Raw genomic sequence first — 18,483 nt, 5'->3', positions numbered from 1 at the left:
TCTCTTTCTGCTTCTCAGAGGTACAGGTCTTCGACGGTGACGGCGGCGCGATCCAGCACGACGCTCCGCTTGAGCTTCATGGTCGGCGTGACCAGGGCGCGGTCGTCGAGGTCGGCGAAGACGAGGCTGAACCGGCGCACCTGCTCGCTGCGGGCCACGAGTGCATTGGCGGCGTCGACGGCATTCTGCAGGCGAGCGCGCAGGGTCGGGTCGGTCACGGCGCGGAGGTCGGCCTCGGCGATCGGAGGGATGCTGACGCCCTCGGATGCCGCCCAGGCCACGGTCTGCTCGGGGTCGAGCACGAGAAGCGCCGAGAGATACGGCTTGCCCTCGCCCACCATCACCGCGTGCGAGACGAGCGGATCCGCCTCGACCGCGCTCTCCCACCGCGTCGGCACCACCGTCTTGCCGTTCGAGGTCACGATCACGTCTTTGAGTCGGCCTTCGAGGAAGAGCCGGCCCTGGTCGTCGAGCCGCCCGAGGTCGCCGGTGCGGAAGAAGCCGTCGACGAAGGCACCCTCGTCGTGGGCCGGGTTGCGGTACCCGCCGAAGACGCCGATGCCGTTGGCGAGCACCTCGCCGTCGTCGCTGATGCGCACGGTGAGCCCTGGCAGCGGCGAGCCGACGCTGCCGGAGGCGATGCGACCGGGCAGGTTGCCGGTGAGCGGCGCCGTCGTCTCGGTGAGACCGTAGCCCTCGATGACGGGAACGCCGATGCCGCGGAAGAAGAGCGAGAGCTCGGCGTCGAGCGCGGCTCCACCCGACAGGATGTATCCGACGCGCCCGCCCATCACGGTGCGGAGGCGGCGGTAGAAGAGAGCGTCGAAGAAGCGGTGCCGCAGGCTGAGCCCGAGGTCTTTCGGGAGACGGCGGCCGGCGTCGATCCGTTCGGCGCGGTGGCCCCAGGCGATGGCCGTCGACCGGGCCTTCGCCCACACCGCCGAGAGCTTCTTCTCGGCGGCTTTGTCGGCCGCGGCGGCCTGGATCTTCTGCAGCACCCGCGGAACGACGACCAGGAATGTCGGGCGCAGAGTGTCGAGGGTCGCGACGACCGTCGAGGGATCGGAGAGGTGCGCGATGCGCATGCCGCTGGCCAGGCAGATCAACTGCAGCCCGCGCGCCAGCACGTGGGCGAGGGGCAGGAAGATGACGGTGTTGCCCTGCTCGTTCACGATCTCGCGATACGCGGCGGCGATGTTGAGGACCTGCCCGAGGAAGTTCCGGTGCGTGAGCACGACGCCCTTGGGCTCGCCCGTGGTGCCCGACGTGTAGACGATCGTCGCGGGGTCGTCCTGCGAGGCCGAGGTCCTGCGAGCCTCGAGTTCGTCGTCGGCGACGTCGACGCCCCGCGCGACCAGGTCGGAGAGCGTGCCGGATGCCGCGGCATCCATCGTCCAGGCGCCGAGAGTGTTCCGCCCGGTCTGCGTGAGCGCCGCCCGAAGAAGCACCGCGTGCTCCGTGGTGCCGCCGATCGCCAGGCGCACGCCGGCATCGGCGACGATGGCGTTGACCTGCGACGGCGACGACGTCTCGTAGATCGGCACGACGACGGCGCCGGCGAACCAGGAGGCGAGGTCGGCGACGGCCCATTCGTAGCGCGTCGGCGCCATGATCGCGATGGGGTCGCCGGCCCGCACGCCCTGGGCGATGAAGCCCTTGGCCAGGGCGCGCACCTGGGTGAGGAACTCCCGAGTCGTGATCGGGCGCCACGGGCCTCGAGCATCCGCGCCTTTGACCTCGAAGGCGACGTGATCGGGAGCTGCGGCTGCGCGTGCGACCAGCAGGTCGGTGACGTTGCGGTACCCGTCGAGGTCGGCGAGCGGCGGGGTCGACGATTCGATCATCGGAACTCCTCTCGGGCGCGCGAGAACGGGCCCATCTGCTCCTGTTCGGAGCCCGCGAGGAATCGGATGGGGTGAGAAGGCCATCCGGGCGAGGGAGAGGTTCTCGTATGACCCCCGGTTACCCCTCATGACACCGGGGCGGATCCGATCTCCGTCGCGACCTAGTGTGCTGATTCACCGGGCTCGCGTCGTGAGGCCCGTTCACCGCTGTCAGAGGAGACGATCATCACTGCCCGCACATCGGCCGAGCCGAAGCCCCTCATCCTCAACCTGTTCGAGATGAACTGCGTGAGCCACATCACGCACGGGCTGTGGCGCCTGCCAGGGAACAATCGCGACCGCTACACGGACATCCGGTACTGGACGGAGCTCGCGCGCACCGCCGAGCGGGGTGGATTCGACGCGATCTTCATCGCCGACGTCGTCGGCGCGTACGACGTCTTCCGCGGTGGCCCCGCGGATGCCCTGCGCGAGGGGCTGCAGATCCCGAACAATGATCCGATGCTCGTCGTCCCGGCGATGGCGGCGGTGACCGAGCACCTCGGATTCGGCATCACCTTCTCGACGAGCTACGAGCCGCCGTTCGGGTTCGCCCGTCGGATGAGCACCCTCGACCACCTCACCAACGGGCGCGTGGCCTGGAACATCGTCACGTCCTACCTGCCGAATGCGGCGCGGAACTTCGGCCTGGCCGAGGAGATCCCGCACGACGAGCGCTTCGCGATCGCGGAGGAGTACCTCGACGTCGTCTACAAGCTCTGGGAGGGATCGTGGGACGACGACGCCGTGATCCGCGACCGAGCGGCCGGGGTGTACTCCGATCCCTCGAAGGTCAGGTACATCGACCACGAGGGCGAGTACTTCCGGGTCGCGGGCCCTCATCTCTCCGAGCCGAGCGTGCAGCGCACCCCTGTGCTGTTCACCGCGACCGCGTCGCCCGCGGGCATCGACTTCGCCGGTCGTCATGCCGAAGCGGTGTTCACCGGTGTCCGCGGCCCCGGAGGCGCGGGACCGCTGATCGACCGGTTCCGTGACTCGGCGAGGCGGAACGGTCGTGACGGCAGTTCGGTGAAGATCGTCGTGCAGGCCGCCGTGATCGTCGCCCCGACACAGGAGGAGGCCGAGCGCAAGGCCCAGGAGTATCGCGAGCACGCGAGCCTCATCGGCCGGTTCGTGCATGCGAGCCTGCCGTTCGACCCCACCGCGCACCCGGCGGAGCGCACGATCGCGGATGCGCTCGCCGCCGAGGGTCTGCCGGATGACACGCTGCCTCCGCAGTCGGTGTCGGGCACCGTGGGCGACTTCATCGAACGCGTCGGCGCAGAGCTCGAGCAGGACTTCTTCGCGGTCGGCACTCCCGAGGTCGTCGCCGACGAGATCGAGCGCTGGCTCGACGAGGTGGGCATCGACGGCATCAACCTCCGCCAGTACCACAGCTACGACACCCTGCAGGATTTCGTGGAGCTCGTCGTCCCCGAGCTCCAGCGGCGGGGACGGCTGCGCACCGCCTACGTGCCGGGCGAGACCCTACGCGAGCGGCTGACCGGCGGCGGAGCGCGTCTCCCTGACGACCACCCGGCGGCGCGGTATCGCGGCGGAACCGGACTGGGCGGCACTCGACCGGCGGACTCCCGCCTGATCGGAGCCTCGGCATGAGCACGGCCCCCGCTCCGAGCATCTCGTCCGTCGACTCGCCCGTTGCCGCGTCGACCGACCGACTCGCTGCGGCGCGCGAGCGATTCGCCCCGCTCTTCGCGGAGATCGCCGCGGGTGCGGCGTCGCGGGAGGCCTCGCGCGAGCTCCCCGTCGACGAGGTCCGACGCCTCGCCGCCGCGGGGTTCGGCGCCGTGCGCCTCGACGTGTCGGAAGGCGGAGGCGGGTTGACCGCCGGCGAGCTCGTCGAGCTGCTCATCGACCTCGGTGCCGCCGACGCCAACCTTCCGCAGATCTGGCGCAACCACATCGCCTTCGTCGAAGACCGCCTCTGGCATCGTGAGGGCGGTGTCGACGACGTCTGGATAGCCCGCATCGCCCAGGGCTCTTTCGTCGGCGGTGCCTGGTCGGAACGCGCCACCGTGCCAGGCGCCAGGAGCAGCACGCGCTTCGACGCGTCGACGCGGCCCCCGACGGTGAGCGGCACCAAGTACTACAGCACCGGCAGCCTCTACGCCGACTGGATCACGGTGACCGCTAAGACGGATGACGGCGCGGATGTGCTCGTGGTCGTCGATGCCTCGGAAGCGGGTGTCGTGCGTCATGACGATTGGGGCGGTATCGGCCAACGGCTCACCGCCAGCGGCACGACCGAGCTCCGAGACGTCCCCGTCGCGGGTGACGCCGTGTTCCCGGACGGAGGTCGCTCGCCCCACCAGGAGACCATCTACCAGCTGGTGCTCGTCGCCGCGGTGGCGGGTGTGGCCGTCGGAGCGCGGGATGACGGTGCTGCCGCCGTCCGTGCACGGGTGCGCAACTATCCGCAGGGTCTCGCCGCTCTGCCGAGGGAGGACGCGATCGTGCAGGAGACGATCGGCGGCGTGGCGGCCGCCGCCGCGGCGGCTCGAGCCGTGGTCGTGCATGCGGCGCGCGAACTCGACGCCGGGCTGGAGGCCCTCCGTGCCGCCCGTGCGAGCGCCGAGGGGCTGCGCGCCGCGGACGCGAGGGGCAGCGACCTGCTGCATCCTGCCGCCGTCGCCACCTACGAGGCCCAGATCGTCACTGCCGACGCCGCCCTGCGCGCCTCGACCGAGCTGTTCGACGCGCTCGGATCCTCGTCGGTCGAACAGAGGGCAGGCCTCGATCGGCACTGGCGCAACGCCCGTACCCTCATCTCCCACAACCCCCGTGGTTACAAGGCGAGGCTTCTCGGCGACTGGTACGTCAACGGAGCCGACCCCGACCCGTGGGCGGCTCGCCATGAGCCGCTTCCCGACCCCGCAGAGCGCGAGCCCGGTGCTGATCCGGATTCGAGGTCCGCCCCGGGAGCCGACACGCAACGTCATACAGCGACACCGACCGACGATCCCGGTCACCGCTGGTAACAGCGCGTGCGCAGGGCCCGATCCAGCCGCAGGATGGTCAACCACACGGGCACAGCAGTGGCCTTGTCGCATCCCGCCCCCCGCATCTCGAACCCAGCCTCAGGAGAATCCGCCATGTCCCGAATCACCGGACGACGAGTCAGACTCGCCGCCGCAGCCGTCGCCGTGCTCAGCATCGCGCTCGCCGGCTGCTCCGCCCAGCCGGCGTCCACCGACGCCGACGGCGGATCCCTCGTGTACCTCGACGCCGAGATCCCCACCTCCGCGCAGGTGCAGGAGTCCGGCACGTGGCAGACGCGTGCACTGCAGCAGAACATCACCGACCGGCTGCTGTACCGCAACCCCGACACGAACCAGCTGGAGCCCTGGATCGCCGAGTCGTGGACGGTCAGCCCTGACGGCCTCACCTACACGTTCGTGATCCGTGACGGCGTCACCTACAGCGACGGCACTGATCTCGACGCGTCGAGCGTCGCGAAGAACCTCGAGTGGCAATCCGCGGGCGACGAAGCGGTGGGCACCACCCCGAACGCCCAGTTCCCGAGCGGTCTGGCGGCGACCGCCGACGACGCGAGCCGCACGGTGACCGTCACGCTCCCCGAGCCGTACGCGCCGTTCCTCAACGTGCTCACCGGCTGGGGCTCCGGCCTCGTCGCGGATGCGACGATCGACGCGAGCAAGGAGGATCAGTCGAAGTTCGTGAACCTGATCGGGAGCGGGCCCTTCGTCGTCACCTCGGAGACCTACGGCAAGGAGATCGTCCTCGAGCGCCGCGACGGCTACGCCTGGGCGCCAGAGAGCTCGCCGAACCAGGGCGAGGCGCACCTCGCCCAGGTCACCGTGATCCCCGTGCAGGAGGACAGCGTTCGGCTCGGCACCCTCACGTCGGGGGAGGCCGATGTGATCCGTTACGTCCAGCCCAGTGAAGAGCAGGGACTCGCGGATGCCGGGTATGAGATCGTCTCGAAGACCGGCGTCGGCCTGAGCAACCAGTGGTTCCTGCGTCCCGGCGCCCCGCACTTCGACGACATCCAGGTGCGCAGAGCCCTGCTGCATGCGATCGACCGCGAGCAGATCATCGAGACTCAGTACACCGAGAGCTGGACGGCCGCGAGCTCGGTGCTGTCGCCGGGCACCTTCGGTTACGTCGACGAGTCGGCGAAGTTCGAGTACGACCCCGATGAGGCGAACAGCCTGCTCGACGCGGCGGGATGGACGGAGCGCGACTCCGACGGCTATCGCACCAAGGGCGGCGAGCGCCTGACGCTCAAGACCTACATCGACGTCTACGACAACACCGCGAAGAGTCTCTTCCAGCAGATCCAGAACCAGTTCAAGGATGTCGGCATCGAGCTGGCGCTGAACGAGCTCGACTACTCGACCTACTGGGCGACCGCGTTCGCGGACCCCGAAGTCGGACCGCTGCGGGTGGGATGGCCGCACCCGGACGCCTCGAAGGGTCTCAGCGAGTACTACGGATCGGCAGGCTCGGATCTGCTCGGCCTCGCCGGGTCCGACCAGACCCTGCAGTCGCTGCTGGACTCGCAGTATGCCGCGACCGACGATGAGGCCCGGACGGCGATCCTCGGACAGATCCAGGACTATCTGATCGATCAGGCGTACGTGGTCCCGATCCTGAACGACAGCCAGGTGTACGTCACCCAGCAGCACGTGAAGGGCTTCCGCCTCACGGACGGCGCTCTGCCGGAGTTCTACAACGCCTCGATCGAGGACTGACCCGACGGGAGGGCGCCGCGCGCGACGCCCTCCCGTCGGAACGCCCGATGGCCGCAAGGAGGCCCGAATGCAGTACCGCACCTACGTCGTCCGCCGCATCGCGCAGGCGCTGCTCGTGATCGCTCTCGTCTACACCCTCGTGTTCTTCGCGCTCTTCGTACTCCCCGGTGATCCGATCGAGAACAAGCTCATCAGCCCACTCAATCCGCTGCCGCCGTCCGCGGCAGAGGCGTTGCGGGCGTACTATCACTTCGACCTCTCACCCGTGGAGCAGTTCTTCCTGGCCGTGAGCCGTCTCTTCCAGGGCGATCTCGGATTCTCGCTCGTCAGCAACCGGCCCGTGTCGGAACTCGTGGCCCAGGGGCTCTCCGACACGATCGTCCTCGCCGCGATCGCCTTCGTCTTCACGATCGTGATCGCGTTGGCGACCGCCCTGGTCGCCGTCTACGCGCCCTGGAAGGCCGTGCGCAGTTTCGCGAGCGCCCTGCCGATCGCCTCCATCTCGGCACCGAGCTTCCTCATCGGCTTCGTGCTCCTCGCGGTCTTCTCGTTCCAGCTCGGCTGGGTCTCGTCGGTGCGCGATGAGGGATTCGTGTCGTATGTGCTCCCGGCGCTCACGCTCGCCCTCGCCGTGAACGGGCCGCTGTCGCAGGTGCTCATCCAAGGTCTGCGCAAAGCGGCCGACGAGCCGTTCGTCACGGTGCTCCGCGCCAAAGGGCGCAGCGAGTCGAGGATCGCGCTCGGACACGTGCTCAAGAACGGGGCGATCCCGTCGATCACGATGCTCGCTCTGATCGTGGGAGAGCTTCTCGCCGGTGCGGTGATCGTCGAAGCCGTCTTCACACGCACCGGGCTCGGGTTCATCACGTTCGAGAGCGTCCGCGATCAGGACACGCCCGTGGTGCTGGCGGTCGTGATCCTCATCTCCGCCATCTACGTCGGCATCAATCTGATCACCGACCTGCTCTACCCAATCCTCGATCCTCGCATCGTCACTTCGGGCCGGGTGACCGCGCAGTCGAGACGGCGGTCAGCCGCCGCGGACGGTCGCAGTCGTCCGCTCGGCCCGTCGTCGTCCGCCCCCGTCCAGGAAGAGAGCGTGCTCGCATGACGACTGCACTCGACAGACTCCCCGCCTCCGTCCACGACACCGTGGACGTCGAGCCGAGTGCCTTCCGTCGCCTCACCACCCGGCTCGGATTCGGCGACCTCCTGGCGCTCCTCGTCCTCGCTCTCGTGCTGCTCTCGGTGCTCGCGCCGGGACTCCTGGCGCCCTACGACCCGCTCGCACCTGACGATGCGAATCCACTCGCCGCACCGTCCGCAGCGCATTGGTTCGGCACCGACTACCTCGGCCGCGACGTGCTGTCGAGGATCGTACACGGCACCGGTCGGACCCTGCTCGGCTCCGCGGTCGCCGTCCTCATCGGCCTCGGCGTCGGCACCGTGCTCGGTCTGATCGCCGCCTCGTTCGGCGGGATCGTCGACGCGGTGATCAGCCGGATCGTCGACGTTCTCCTGTCGATCCCGGGCCTGCTGCTCGCGATGGTCGTGATCGTCGCGCTGGGCTTCGGCACGCTCAACGCTGCCGTCGCCGTCGGTATCTCCTCGATCGCGGCCTTCACCCGCATCATGCGCTCCGAGGTGCTGACCGTGAAGGACCTGCCGTTCGTCGAGGCGAGCCATCACCTCGGCGGGTCACGCCTCCACGTCCTCATCAGGCATGTGCTGCCGAACTCGTACTCGGCCGTGCTGTCGCTCACGGCACTGCAGTTCGGTCTCGCGATCATCTGGATCTCCGGGCTCAGCTTCCTCGGTTACGGCGCGCCGCCACCCGAGCCCGAATGGGGATTGCTGGTCTCGGAGGGGCGCCAGTACGTTGTCTCCTCGCCGTGGCTCGTCATCGTGCCCGGACTCGTGATCGGCGTCACCGTACTCGCCATCAGTCGCCTCAGCCAGCTCTCCCGTGGAAGGACCGCAGCATGACCGGCACTACCCACCCGCACCTGGCTCAGCATCTCGGTGGCCAGGCCGCCCCCGGCCTCCATGCCGTGCCCGAGAGGCCGCTGCCGCTCGTGGTCGATTCCCTCGCCGTCGGGTACTCGGTGCCCGGTTCGCGCCGACCGCTGCGGAGTGTGAGCGAGATCTCGTTCGAGGTCGGTCGCGGTGAGACGGTCTCGCTGGTCGGCCAGTCGGGCTCGGGCAAGAGCACGATCGCTCGCGCGGTCGCCGGGCTCCTCCCCGTGAACGGCCGAGTGACCTCAGGGCGCATCCAGGTCGCGGGCCACGACGTCGCACAGAGGTCGAGCAGGCAGTGGCGTCCGCTGCGCGGCACGACCCTCGGCTTCGTCCCGCAGGATCCGCTCAGCTCACTCGACCCGCTGCAGCGCATAGGCACCCAGATCGCACAGGCCGTCGCCGTATCGGGAGAGGTCGCGAAGGTCGACGTGCCCTCGAAGGTCGTCGAGCTGCTCGAGCACGTCGGCATCCGTGACGCCGCGTCGCGGGTCAGGGCGTACCCGCATGAGCTCTCCGGTGGCCAGCTGCAGCGCGTGCTCATCGCGATCGCGATCGCCGCGAGCCCGCAGCTGCTCATCGCAGACGAGCCGACCTCTGCGCTCGACGTGACAGTGCAGCGCCGCATTCTCGATCTCCTCGACGGTCTCCGCGACGAGCTGGGCCTGGGCATCCTGTTCATCACCCACGATCTCGCGCTCGCGCAGGAGCGCAGCGACGCGATCGTGGTGCTGCAGGACGGCGAGATCCGCGAACAGGGGCGCGCCGACGAGGTGCTGTCCGACCCGCGGCATCCGTACACGATCCGCCTGCTCTCGGATTCACCGGCGTCCTCGCCGCTTCGGTACCGGGATCGGATCGCGCAGAGGGACACCCGACGCGAGACCTCGGATGCCGGTTCGGAGCGGGAAGCCGTGGTCGAGGTCACCGGGGTCTCCAAGCGGTATGGTCGCGACCCGGATGCGCCGAAGGCGCTCGACGACGTCTCGCTGACTCTCCGACGCGGCAGCATCCATGCGCTGGTGGGCGAATCCGGATCGGGAAAGTCGACCCTCGCGCGCATCGCCGCTGGACTGACGTCGTTCGACGACGGTGCAGTAGCCGTCGCCGGTCGCGACCTGCCGCAGACCCCGTCGGTCGCCAATCCGTTCGCGCGGCAGCTGCAGCTCGTCTACCAGAACCCGCTGTCGGCAGTGGATCCGCGCTCGACGATCAGGCAGATCATCGAGGAGCCGCTGCGCATCCACGGGGTGCGCTCGGCGGTCGAGCGACGGCGCCGCGTCGCCGAGATCATCGATCAGGTGGCTCTGCCGGCGAGTTCGCTCGGACGACGTGCACGCGAGGTGTCCGGCGGGCAGCGTCAGCGCGTGGCGCTCGCGAGGACCCTGGTGATCGCGCCGTCCGTGCTCGTGCTCGACGAGCCGACATCGGCGCTCGACGTCTCGGTTCAGGCGCAGGTCATCGAGCTGCTGCTCGACCTGCGCGACGAGCGCGACCTCAGCTACCTGTTCATCTCGCACGACCTCGGACTGATCCGCCAGATCGCCGACGAGGTCACGGTGCTGTCGGACGGACGCGTCGTCGAGACGGGGTCGGCGGACGTCGTGCTCGAGCATCCGCACCACGAGTACACCCGGGAGCTGCTCGACGCGGTGCCGCGCTTCGACACCGCTCGGTCCGAGGAGGCCCGACTGGAGCGGGTCGGATGAGCTCGCAGGAACGGGCGGGGGCGACGGAGCGGGCGTCCGCTCAGGATGTCGACGCTCTGATCGCCGAGGCCGACGCCGCGTCGGTCGACGGCTGGGACTTCGGATGGATCGACGGCCGCGCGACGGAGCAGCGTCCGACGTGGCGCTTCTCGGAGCTGCTCGCTCGGCGCATCGCCGTGGTCCCCTCTCTCCTCGACCTGGAGACCGGGGGTGGCGAGGTCCTCGACACGGCACCCACGATCCCGCCGCTCGCCGCGGCGACCGAGTCCTGGCCACCGAACCTCACGCGCGCCGCCGCGCGTCTGCAGCCGCGCGGAGTGGTCGTCGTCCGCGTGACGGAGGGGCAGCCCCTGCCGTTCGCGGACGACAGTTTCGCTCTGGTCTCGAGTAGGCATCCGGTGGCCGTCGACTGGGCGGAGGTCTCCAGGGTGCTCGCACCCGGCGGCAGCTACCTCGCGCAGCACGTCGGGCCGGCGAGCGCGTTCGAGCTCGTCGAGGAGTTCCTCGGGCCGCAGCCCACGGAGATCCGCAGTCGCCGAGACCCCGAGGTCGAGGCGTCGGAGGCGAGGGCGGCCGGTCTCGACGTCGTCGATCTGCGCACGGAGCGCCTGCGTCGAGTTCTACGACGTCGGCGCGATCGTGTGGTTCCTGAGAAAGGTGATCTGGCTGGTGCCGGGCTTCGACTCCGCTTCGCACCGCGAGCGTCTGCAGAGTCTGCACGAGCGGCTGCAGGAGGGCCCGTTCGTCGCTCACTCGTCGCGCACGCTCATCGAGGCCCGGAAGCCGCGGCGCTGACTCTCCGTGAAGGAGTCGTCACACCTGTGGAGCTCGCGGAGGGTCGGTATCCGGGTGTCGCCGTAGTCTGAGTCGGACAGCTCGATGAGGACCTCAGGGACAGGGATCGATCAGTGACGACAGCTTCGACGACTGGCAGTTCACCGACGGCGCGTGCGGCTCGACGCGAGCGGCGCGTGTGGATCACCCTGGGTGCCGTCGCGCTTGCGGTCGGCGGTTATCTGACCGCGGCAGCACTGGTGGCGAACTCCAGTGATCCGTCGGAGGCAGTGCACTCGTACCTCGCGGCGATCGCCGACGGCGATGCCTCCACCGCCGCGCAGATCGTCGACCCGGATGCATCCGGTATCGATGCGACGTACCTGACCGACGACATTCTCGGTGCTGCCACCGAGCGTATCGAGGTGGTGTCCGTCACCACGAAGAAGCATGAGGGCGACACCGCGGAGGTGAGGGGTGCGATGGAGCTCGCCTCGCAGACCTTCACACATACGTTCACGATGACGAGAGATGCGGGTGCCTACTGGCTGCTGCAGCCGGGATGGCGCCCCGACTCGCCGCTGACGGTCGAGGCGACCGTGGCCGTGCGGGACAGCATCTCCCTCACGGGTGTGGAGCAGGTCGATCTCGCCGGCACCGAACTCGAGCTCGCCGTGAAAGAGGTCGCCGGGGTGTCTGCGGACTCGCGGTCGGAGCCGGTGCAGGTGTATCCCGCCGTCTATGATCTGATCGGCCCAGACCTGGGTACCTACTTCACAGTCGCGACCGATGAGCTGGCAGCCGTCCCGCCGACAGCGACGGCCGAACTCTCGGTCGCGGCGACGGAGGCGCTGCAGACGGCGCTGACGGATGCGGCGAACGTCCGAGCCGATGCGTGTGTCGAACCCGGGACCTCGGCGGATGCGGCCTGTCCTCTGCTCCTGAGGCAACAGGATCCGTCGACGATCGGGGTCATCCGGGCCCCGTACAACGTGACCTTTCGAACCGACCACCGATTCATGGTCGACGTCGTCTTCTGGTACCGCCCGGAGGGGGGAGCCTCGTCCGGAACCGGCACGACCGACTATAGGACCGATCTCATCGGCACGTACACGGTCGACGGAGATGACGTGACGGTCGAGTTCACCCCCTGGGAAGACCTCTGACAGCTACCGACGCGTGACGCGCCGAAGAACGATCGCTCCCGCCGGCGATGTCACCCGTTGATCCATCCCTGCATGTCGGTCCACACCGCAGTCAGGGCATCCTCGAGTGAGAGATCGGAGGGGCCTTCCAGCCATCGGTCCATCGCGAGGTCGAAACACGTCACCGCGAGGGCGGCCAGGGTATGCGCGTGCTCAGGGGTGATGCCGCGCTGGTTCAGTGACCGTTCGATGGCGCGCGCGAGGTAGTGACTGCGCAGAAGATCGCGTTCGTGCAGCGCGGGTTCGCTGCGGATGATGCTGCGTCGACGTGCGATCTGCTCCCGCCACTCCTGGAGGCCTCGGCATGCTGCCGCGAGGCCTGCGCGCACGGTGGCCGTCCCGCCGCGTTCTTGCGGGATGGACTCCATGAAGTCGCTCACCGCTTGGGGGAACTCGCGATCTCGGAGGAACAGGACATCCCGTTTGTCGGAGAAGTGGCGGAAGAACGTCCGCGTGGTCAGTCCCGCCGCCTCGGCGATCTGGGGAACCGTGGTTCCCGAGTACCCCTGGTCGGTGAACAGGTTCATCGCTGCAGCTTCCAACCGCAGTGCAGCATCCGGTGACCATCGAGGCATACAACAATGATGACACGAACTGTCGTAAGCTCGACTGTGATGACACGAGGTGTCATCGGATTCGGAGAGCAGAGGAAAATGAGCGACAACACTGCGGCGTGGATCGATTCCGCCTATGCGGACCTGGCGATTCGAGATGCCCCGATGCCGAAGCCGGGGGCGGGGCAGCTCTTGCTCGAGGTGCATGCGGTGGCGGTGAATCCGCTCGATGCGATCATCCAGTCCAACGGCACTGTCATGTACGGATGGTTGCGCTACCCGGTGATCCTCGGGGAGGACGTCGCGGGCGTGGTCGTCGAGACCGGAGCGGGCGTGGACGACTTCGTCGTCGGAGACCGCGTCGTGGCGTATGCGATGGGCTTGGAGAAGGGTCGGGATGCCGTCTCCGAGAGCGGCTTCCAGACCTACGTCGCGGTCGATGCGAGCCTGGCCGCCGCTCTGCCGGCCACCACCGCTTTCGAGGATGCCGCCGTCCTGCCGCTGGCGGTGTCCACAGCGGCGGCCGGCCTGTTCGAGAAGGAGCAGCTGGGACTGGACTACTCCCGTCTCGGAGACGCGGCGCATCGCGATGAGGTCGTCGTGGTCTGGGGCGGCGCGACAGCCGTCGGAGGCAATGCGATCCAACTCGCCCGAGCGGCCGGTTATCGCGTCATCACGACGGCCTCTGCGAAGAACCATGACCGGATGAGGCGACTGGGAGCAGAAGCCGCCTTCGACTATCGCGACCCGGAAGCGGCGAATCGGATCGTCGAAGCGGTCGGCGGCTCCGCCGTGGCGGGGATCCTCGCCGTCGCGGTGGGATCGGCCGAGCCCTGTCTGAGGATCGCCCGCGCCACCGATGCCACGCGGATCGCGATGGCGAGCCCTCCCGTCTCGTTCTACGAACAACCCCGCCGTGGCGGTCTCTCCCTCGCCCGCATCCGCCTCTTCCTGAAGCTCGGAACGAGGACCGCCCTCGTGCAGGTGCGCAGTCGCGCTCGCGGCATCAGGGCATCATTCATCTGGGGAAGCGCCATCGCCACGTCTCCCGTGGGTCCGGCCGTCTGGGGCGGGTATCTCCCTGCCGCTCTCGCTTCGGGCAGCCACCACCTCTACCCGGAGGCCCACATCGCAGGACGCGGGCTTTCGGCCATCCAAGAAGCCATCGACACCCTTCGCCGTGGCGTATCGGCACGGAAACTCGTCATCACCCTCGACCACCCACCGACGAATCCGTGATGGATCCATGAGGAGGAGCCGGAGTGCGTCGCGGGAACAGCGAGCGGGGCGTCACATGTATGGAGGGGCTGACGGGAATCGAACCCGCGCTATCTGCTTGGGAAGCAGAAGTTCTGCCATTGAACTACAGCCCCGTACCCGCATCCGAGGAGCGGGTGAACGCAAGCCTACCCGCACGATCCGTCATGGCCAAAGTGTCGGCCGCGTGTGGTGACTAGGCTGGGGCCGTGCTTCTCAGCGACCGCGACATCAGAGCAGAACTCGCCTCCGGCCACATCGGTCTCGACCCGCACGAGCCGGAGATGATCCAGCCGTCGAGCATCGACGTGCGCCTCGACCGCTACTTCCGTCTCTTCGACAACCACAAGTACCCGTTCATCGACCCGTCGGTCGATCAGCCGGAGCTGACTCGGCTGATCGAGGTCGACCCCGACGAGCCGTTCATCCTGCACCCCGGTGAGTTCGCGCTCGGCGCGACGTTCGAGCAGGTCTCGCTGGCCGATGACATCGCTGCCCGCCTCGAGGGCAAGTCGTCACTCGGTCGCCTGGGGCTGATCACGCACTCGACCGCCGGCTTCATCGACCCCGGCTTCACGGGGCACGTGACGCTCGAGCTCGCGAATGTCGCGACGCTGCCGATCAAGCTGTGGCCGGGCATGAAGATCGGACAGTTGTGCTTCTTCCGGCTGACCTCTCCGGCTGAGAACCCGTACGGCTCCGGCCCGTACGGCAACCGCTACCAGGGACAGCGCGGACCCACGGCATCCCGCTCGTTCCAGAACTTCCACAAGACCGACGTCGGAACGACCGACGTCGGAGCCGTAGGGGGCTGACATGAGCGGTGACAGCAGAGATCCGTACATCCCGTCGGAGGACGCTGTCGTTCCGCCGCCGCCGGCCGAGATCCCGATCCCGGACGGTCTGATCCCGCCGCCTCCGTCGGAGTCTGCGATTCCGGATGCGGTGATCCCGCCGCCTCCGTCGGAGTCTGCGATTCCGGATGCGGTCATTCCGCCGCCTCCCCCGGAGGCGATGCTCCCGTCGACGCGCCGATCGCGGCCGAAGCCGGCGATCCTCACCGGCGACCAACCTGCGCCGGTCGCGGAGGACTGGGCGCAGCCGTCCGTCGCGCCCGAGGCGCCGACATCAGGCGGATACGGCGCGCTGACTTTCGTGATCTTCGCGTTCCTCATCGTGCTCCTCGGAGCAGCCATCGCCGGGGCGGTCTACCTCGGCACGAGCGTGCCGTTCGCGATGGCACCCGGCGAGCCCGGTGCGGTCACCGCGGCGATGTGGCATGGGTGATCTGAGATACGACCCCGAGGTCGATGCCGCGTATGTGACTCTGGGTGCTCCGATCGCCGACGGCGAGGTTGCACGAACCGTTCCGGTCGACCTGCCGGACGGCGTCTCGGGTGAGCTGTTCCTCGACTTCGACGAGGACGGCCATCTGCTCGGCATCGAACTCCTCGGTGCCTCTCGGTTGCTCCGTCCGGAGGGCCGCGCCGTCTGACATACAGCGGGTTCCGTCAGCTCGACCGTGACGCCCACATGTACGCGGGCACTGCCACGGCGACGACCACGAGGTGCATGACCATCAGTGCGATGACGGCGCTCACTGTCGTCCCGGGGATGAAGCGCAGGGCGAGCAGCAGAACGTCGGGGACGAACGACGCCACGGTCACGATCGGCACGACCATGGTGAGAGTGCGGCGGGGGTCGCGCGCGTGGCGGCGCACGAGCGACCATCCGATCCACCCGGCGACGACGCCCACGGTGGTGAACAGGCTGAAGGCGGGAAACGTCAGCGGGCCGTAGGTCGTCGGCGCGCCGGCGGCGACGGCGATGAGGGCGACCATGGAGTTCGCCGCGATCGCGATGGCCACGGCGGCGGCGAGTATGAGGGCGCGACGCAACCGTGAACCGGTGGCGTGCAGATCCCCGCGGGTGGTGGTGGTGACCATGACGACTCCTTCGCTGATGTCCTTCCGGTACTGATCAGTACCGGATATAACGGTACTGCTCGATACCGGAATATACAATGGGGTGCGATGAGCGAAGACGAATCGAATCGGCGCGCAGGGCGTCCCCGCGACCCCGGCGTCGAGGGGGCGATCCTCGACGCTGTTCAGGAGCTCCTCATCGAGAACGGCTATGCCGGCACGACGATCGGCGCGGTCGCTGATCGTGCGCGCTGCGGACGGTCCGCCATCTACCGTCGCTGGGAGAACAAGGCCGAACTCGTCGTGGCGGCTGTCCGGGCGCTGCAGGTGACCGCCGCGGTTCCGGACACCGGAACGCTCCGCGGTGATCTCATCGCCGCGGCGATGCACTTCGCCCAGGCGGATGAACGGACGGCGGGCGTGCTCGCCAGCATCCTGAGCGAGATCGGCCGCGACGACGAGTTGCGCGACGTCGCCTATCGAGTGGTCGGAGGACCGCCCGTCGCTGCGCTCGGCGTGGTGATAGAGCGGTGGATCGAGCGGGGCGAGGTCCGGGCGGACGCTCCGGTCGCGCTCATCGCGGGTCTCGTGCCGACCGCCGCGTTCGGCAGCATCAGTCTGCGCCGGCGTGCGCTCGAACCGGATGCGGTGGTGCAGCTGGTGGACGAAGTCGTCCTTCCCGCTCTCCGGTAGGAGGTGGCCCCATTCCCGGTGAACGGCGAACGCCCCGTTCGCCGGAGCGAACGGGGCGTTCTGTGGATCAGGTGCCTGCTGACGGATGCCGTCAGGCGTCGCGACCGCGGGAGAACCCGGCGTCGAAGCCGCGCTCATAGGCGTGCTGCGCCGCACGGGCGACGCGGTGCTCGCCGTGGCGGGGCCCTTCGTGCCTGCCGTGCTCGTGCCCGCCGTCTGCGTGCCCGGCGCCTGCGCGACCGTGGTGCGCGCGATCGTATGCGTCCGCGAAGCGGTCGTGCCCCGGGTGCCCGCGGTGTCCGCAGTCGTGGCCGCTGAGCTCGGCATCCGCTCCGTGCTCGTGCTCGGAGTCGAACCCGGGTGCGAAGCCGCGACCGCGTCCGAACGGGTGTCCGTGGCGACGGCCGAAGCCACGTCCGGGATGGCCGGGGCCGAACCCGTGCTCGGGCGCGAAGCCGCGACCGAAGCCGCGACCGAAGCCGCGGGGTCCGAAGCCGTGACGACGACCGCGTCCACGGGGGAGCGGAGTCTCTTCGTCCCAGCCGAACGCACGGGCGATCTGCTCGAGCGAGCTCATCGTGGTCTCGAGGGCTTCGGGGCTCACGGCGTCCGTGACCTTGGCGCGGATGCCGTCGACGATGCGGCCGAGGCGTTCCTTGGCCGCACGGCCGTCGTCGGTCAGCGTCCAGCCGTCGCCGTCGGCGACGACCCAGCCACGCTCGACGAGGGCATGCAGCTTGTGGGCGTTCAGGGGGCGACGGGCGGGCGCGGTGCCATCGATGACGTTGAGGATCCGCCAGTCGCGGCGGCTGGCGTGCTCGCCCTCGAATGCGGAGTCGAACTCGGCCGCCATCAGGCGGTCGACGGCCTTCAGCCAGTAGCCGAAGGGGCGGTGGGTGCTGTCTGTGTTCTGAGTGTCAGAGGTGTTCATGAGTGGAGTCCTTAGATGTCATGGGGCATGTGCTTGTCACTATGCATGTATATGTAGTGTGACATGCAGTGATGATCCATGTCAAGTCGCATGTAAAATCGAATCGTGAGCTCCGCTGAGAACGACCCCGCCGAGGCCATAGCCCGCGCCCTGTCGCGCCTGCGCGGACGCCGTCCTGGCGAGCGCGGGCGCGGCCCGCGCGGCATGGGCGGGCCGCACGGGTGGCACGGCGGGCCGCACTCCGACCACGCGGGCCATGCCGACCACGCAGACGGTTCGGGCGATTCGGGCCATTCCGACCAGGGGCATCACGGGCACGGGCGCCCTCGGCATCCGGGCATGCCGCCCTGGATGAACGACCCGTCCGGACGTTTCGGCGGACCTGCTCGCATGCGGATGCTCGAGGCGCTCGCCGCGGCGTCGGCCCCGCTCAGCGTCAGTGACCTCGGTGCGGCGATCGGCGTCGACCAGCCCCGAGCATCGAGGCTCGTGCAGCAGGGGGTCGCGCACGGCTTCGTGCGCCGTGAGGCCGACCCCGACGATGCGCGGCGCACCCGGATCGCGCTGACCGACGAGGGTCGGAAGATCGCCCGTGGGATGCGGGGCGAACGGCGAGAGGCGCTGGGGAAGGCGCTCGCGGCCTTCACCGATGACGAGCGCGACCAGCTCGCGACGCTGCTGAACAAGCTCGCCGACAACTGGGAGAGCTGAGCACGCACGTGACGTGCGCTGTCGGCCGGCGTTACCGATCGCCGGTGTTCCGCGATCGCTGACCGGTGTTCCGGAACGCTCATCCGGTG

General features: G+C 68.8%; 18 protein-coding genes and 1 tRNA gene. 14 read left to right on the top strand and 5 right to left on the bottom strand.

The annotated features are described in order from the left end of the window. Window positions 1-14 precede the first annotated feature (14 nt). On the bottom strand, window positions 15-1,844 hold the full coding sequence (locus tag MRBLMI13_RS07175; RefSeq protein ID WP_367821470.1) for an AMP-dependent synthetase/ligase: 1,830 nt from the start codon (window positions 1,842-1,844) through the stop codon (window positions 15-17). 207 nt (window positions 1,845-2,051) lie between these two features. On the opposite strand from MRBLMI13_RS07175, the gene MRBLMI13_RS07170 reads away from it, so the two are divergent. From MRBLMI13_RS07170 to MRBLMI13_RS07135, 8 genes are all read left to right on the top strand, one after another. Continuing rightward, on the top strand, window positions 2,052-3,500 hold the full coding sequence (locus MRBLMI13_RS07170) for an LLM class flavin-dependent oxidoreductase (protein WP_331451821.1): 1,449 nt from the start codon (window positions 2,052-2,054) through the stop codon (window positions 3,498-3,500). Further along, on the top strand, window positions 3,497-4,882 hold the full coding sequence (locus tag MRBLMI13_RS07165; protein WP_367821468.1) for a monooxygenase: 1,386 nt from the start codon (window positions 3,497-3,499) through the stop codon (window positions 4,880-4,882). Before MRBLMI13_RS07170 ends, MRBLMI13_RS07165 begins: the two co-directional genes overlap by 4 nt. Before the next feature lie 114 nt (window positions 4,883-4,996). Next, a complete protein-coding gene (locus MRBLMI13_RS07160; protein WP_367821467.1) occupies window positions 4,997-6,619 on the top strand; it encodes an ABC transporter substrate-binding protein in 1,623 nt (540 codons plus the stop codon). Between the two features lie 67 nt (window positions 6,620-6,686). Beyond that, complete coding sequence (locus MRBLMI13_RS07155) at window positions 6,687-7,730, top strand: ABC transporter permease (protein WP_367821465.1); 1,044 nt, start codon at window positions 6,687-6,689, stop codon at window positions 7,728-7,730. Continuing rightward, the gene (locus MRBLMI13_RS07150; protein ID WP_367821463.1) at window positions 7,727-8,605 is read left to right on the top strand and encodes an ABC transporter permease; all 879 of its coding nucleotides are present in this window, start codon (window positions 7,727-7,729) and stop codon (window positions 8,603-8,605) included. Before MRBLMI13_RS07155 ends, MRBLMI13_RS07150 begins: the two co-directional genes overlap by 4 nt. Beyond that, window positions 8,602-10,344, top strand: coding sequence for a dipeptide ABC transporter ATP-binding protein (locus MRBLMI13_RS07145; RefSeq protein WP_367821461.1), 1,743 nt, complete (start codon window positions 8,602-8,604; stop codon window positions 10,342-10,344). The genes MRBLMI13_RS07150 and MRBLMI13_RS07145 overlap by 4 nt, the downstream gene beginning before the upstream one ends. Then, window positions 10,341-11,210, top strand: coding sequence for a class I SAM-dependent methyltransferase (locus MRBLMI13_RS07140; RefSeq protein ID WP_367821459.1), 870 nt, complete (start codon window positions 10,341-10,343; stop codon window positions 11,208-11,210). The genes MRBLMI13_RS07145 and MRBLMI13_RS07140 overlap by 4 nt, the downstream gene beginning before the upstream one ends. A 42-nt stretch (window positions 11,211-11,252) precedes the next feature. Then, complete coding sequence (locus tag MRBLMI13_RS07135) at window positions 11,253-12,284, top strand: hypothetical protein (RefSeq protein WP_367821457.1); 1,032 nt, start codon at window positions 11,253-11,255, stop codon at window positions 12,282-12,284. 50 nt (window positions 12,285-12,334) lie between these two features. On the opposite strand, the gene MRBLMI13_RS07130 is transcribed toward MRBLMI13_RS07135, so the two are convergent. Next, window positions 12,335-12,850, bottom strand: coding sequence for a TetR/AcrR family transcriptional regulator (locus tag MRBLMI13_RS07130; RefSeq protein WP_367821455.1), 516 nt, complete (start codon window positions 12,848-12,850; stop codon window positions 12,335-12,337). A gap of 126 nt (window positions 12,851-12,976) precedes the next feature. On the opposite strand from MRBLMI13_RS07130, the gene MRBLMI13_RS07125 reads away from it, so the two are divergent. Next, complete coding sequence (locus MRBLMI13_RS07125; RefSeq protein WP_367821453.1) at window positions 12,977-14,116, top strand: zinc-binding alcohol dehydrogenase family protein; 1,140 nt, start codon at window positions 12,977-12,979, stop codon at window positions 14,114-14,116. Between the two features lie 60 nt (window positions 14,117-14,176). Here the strand turns inward: MRBLMI13_RS07125 and MRBLMI13_RS07120 are convergent. Next, window positions 14,177-14,250 (bottom strand) — tRNA-Gly (locus MRBLMI13_RS07120). Between the two features lie 93 nt (window positions 14,251-14,343). On the opposite strand from MRBLMI13_RS07120, the gene dcd reads away from it, so the two are divergent. Genes dcd through MRBLMI13_RS07105 form a run of 3 tightly spaced genes read left to right on the top strand, consistent with a single transcriptional unit; the run spans window position 14,344 to window position 15,629 of the window. Further along, entirely contained in the window at window positions 14,344-14,949 is a 606-nt protein-coding gene (gene dcd, locus MRBLMI13_RS07115) for a dCTP deaminase (RefSeq protein WP_042536862.1), read from the top strand. 1 nt (window position 14,950) lies between these two features. Next, window positions 14,951-15,421, top strand: coding sequence for a hypothetical protein (locus MRBLMI13_RS07110; RefSeq protein WP_367821450.1), 471 nt, complete (start codon window positions 14,951-14,953; stop codon window positions 15,419-15,421). Next, complete coding sequence (locus tag MRBLMI13_RS07105) at window positions 15,414-15,629, top strand: DUF2283 domain-containing protein (RefSeq protein WP_042536860.1); 216 nt, start codon at window positions 15,414-15,416, stop codon at window positions 15,627-15,629. The genes MRBLMI13_RS07110 and MRBLMI13_RS07105 overlap by 8 nt, the downstream gene beginning before the upstream one ends. A gap of 16 nt (window positions 15,630-15,645) precedes the next feature. Here the strand turns inward: MRBLMI13_RS07105 and MRBLMI13_RS07100 are convergent, their stop codons facing one another. Continuing rightward, window positions 15,646-16,080: a DUF6069 family protein gene (locus MRBLMI13_RS07100; protein WP_367821448.1), complete on the bottom strand. Its 435-nt coding sequence runs from the start codon at window positions 16,078-16,080 to the stop codon at window positions 15,646-15,648. An 87-nt stretch (window positions 16,081-16,167) separates the two neighbouring features. Between MRBLMI13_RS07100 and MRBLMI13_RS07095 the strand changes: the two genes are divergently transcribed. Continuing rightward, a complete protein-coding gene (locus MRBLMI13_RS07095; protein ID WP_309691873.1) occupies window positions 16,168-16,752 on the top strand; it encodes a TetR/AcrR family transcriptional regulator in 585 nt (194 codons plus the stop codon). Window positions 16,753-16,843: 91 nt separating this feature from the next. Here MRBLMI13_RS07095 and MRBLMI13_RS07090 read toward each other — a convergent pair whose 3' ends face one another. Next, entirely contained in the window at window positions 16,844-17,683 is an 840-nt protein-coding gene (locus MRBLMI13_RS07090; RefSeq protein WP_367821446.1) for a MarR family winged helix-turn-helix transcriptional regulator, read from the bottom strand. Window positions 17,684-17,788: 105 nt separating this feature from the next. On the opposite strand from MRBLMI13_RS07090, the gene MRBLMI13_RS07085 reads away from it, so the two are divergent. Further along, a complete protein-coding gene (locus tag MRBLMI13_RS07085) occupies window positions 17,789-18,394 on the top strand; it encodes a MarR family winged helix-turn-helix transcriptional regulator (RefSeq protein ID WP_367821444.1) in 606 nt (201 codons plus the stop codon). The last annotated feature ends 89 nt before the right edge of the window (window positions 18,395-18,483 follow it).

This window comes from Microbacterium sp. LMI13-1-1.1 (assembly GCF_040815625.1).
Lineage (GTDB): Bacteria > Actinomycetota > Actinomycetes > Actinomycetales > Microbacteriaceae > Microbacterium > Microbacterium forte.
Note: the sequence above shows the minus strand (reverse complement) of the source record. Positions and strands in the feature narration are given on the sequence as shown.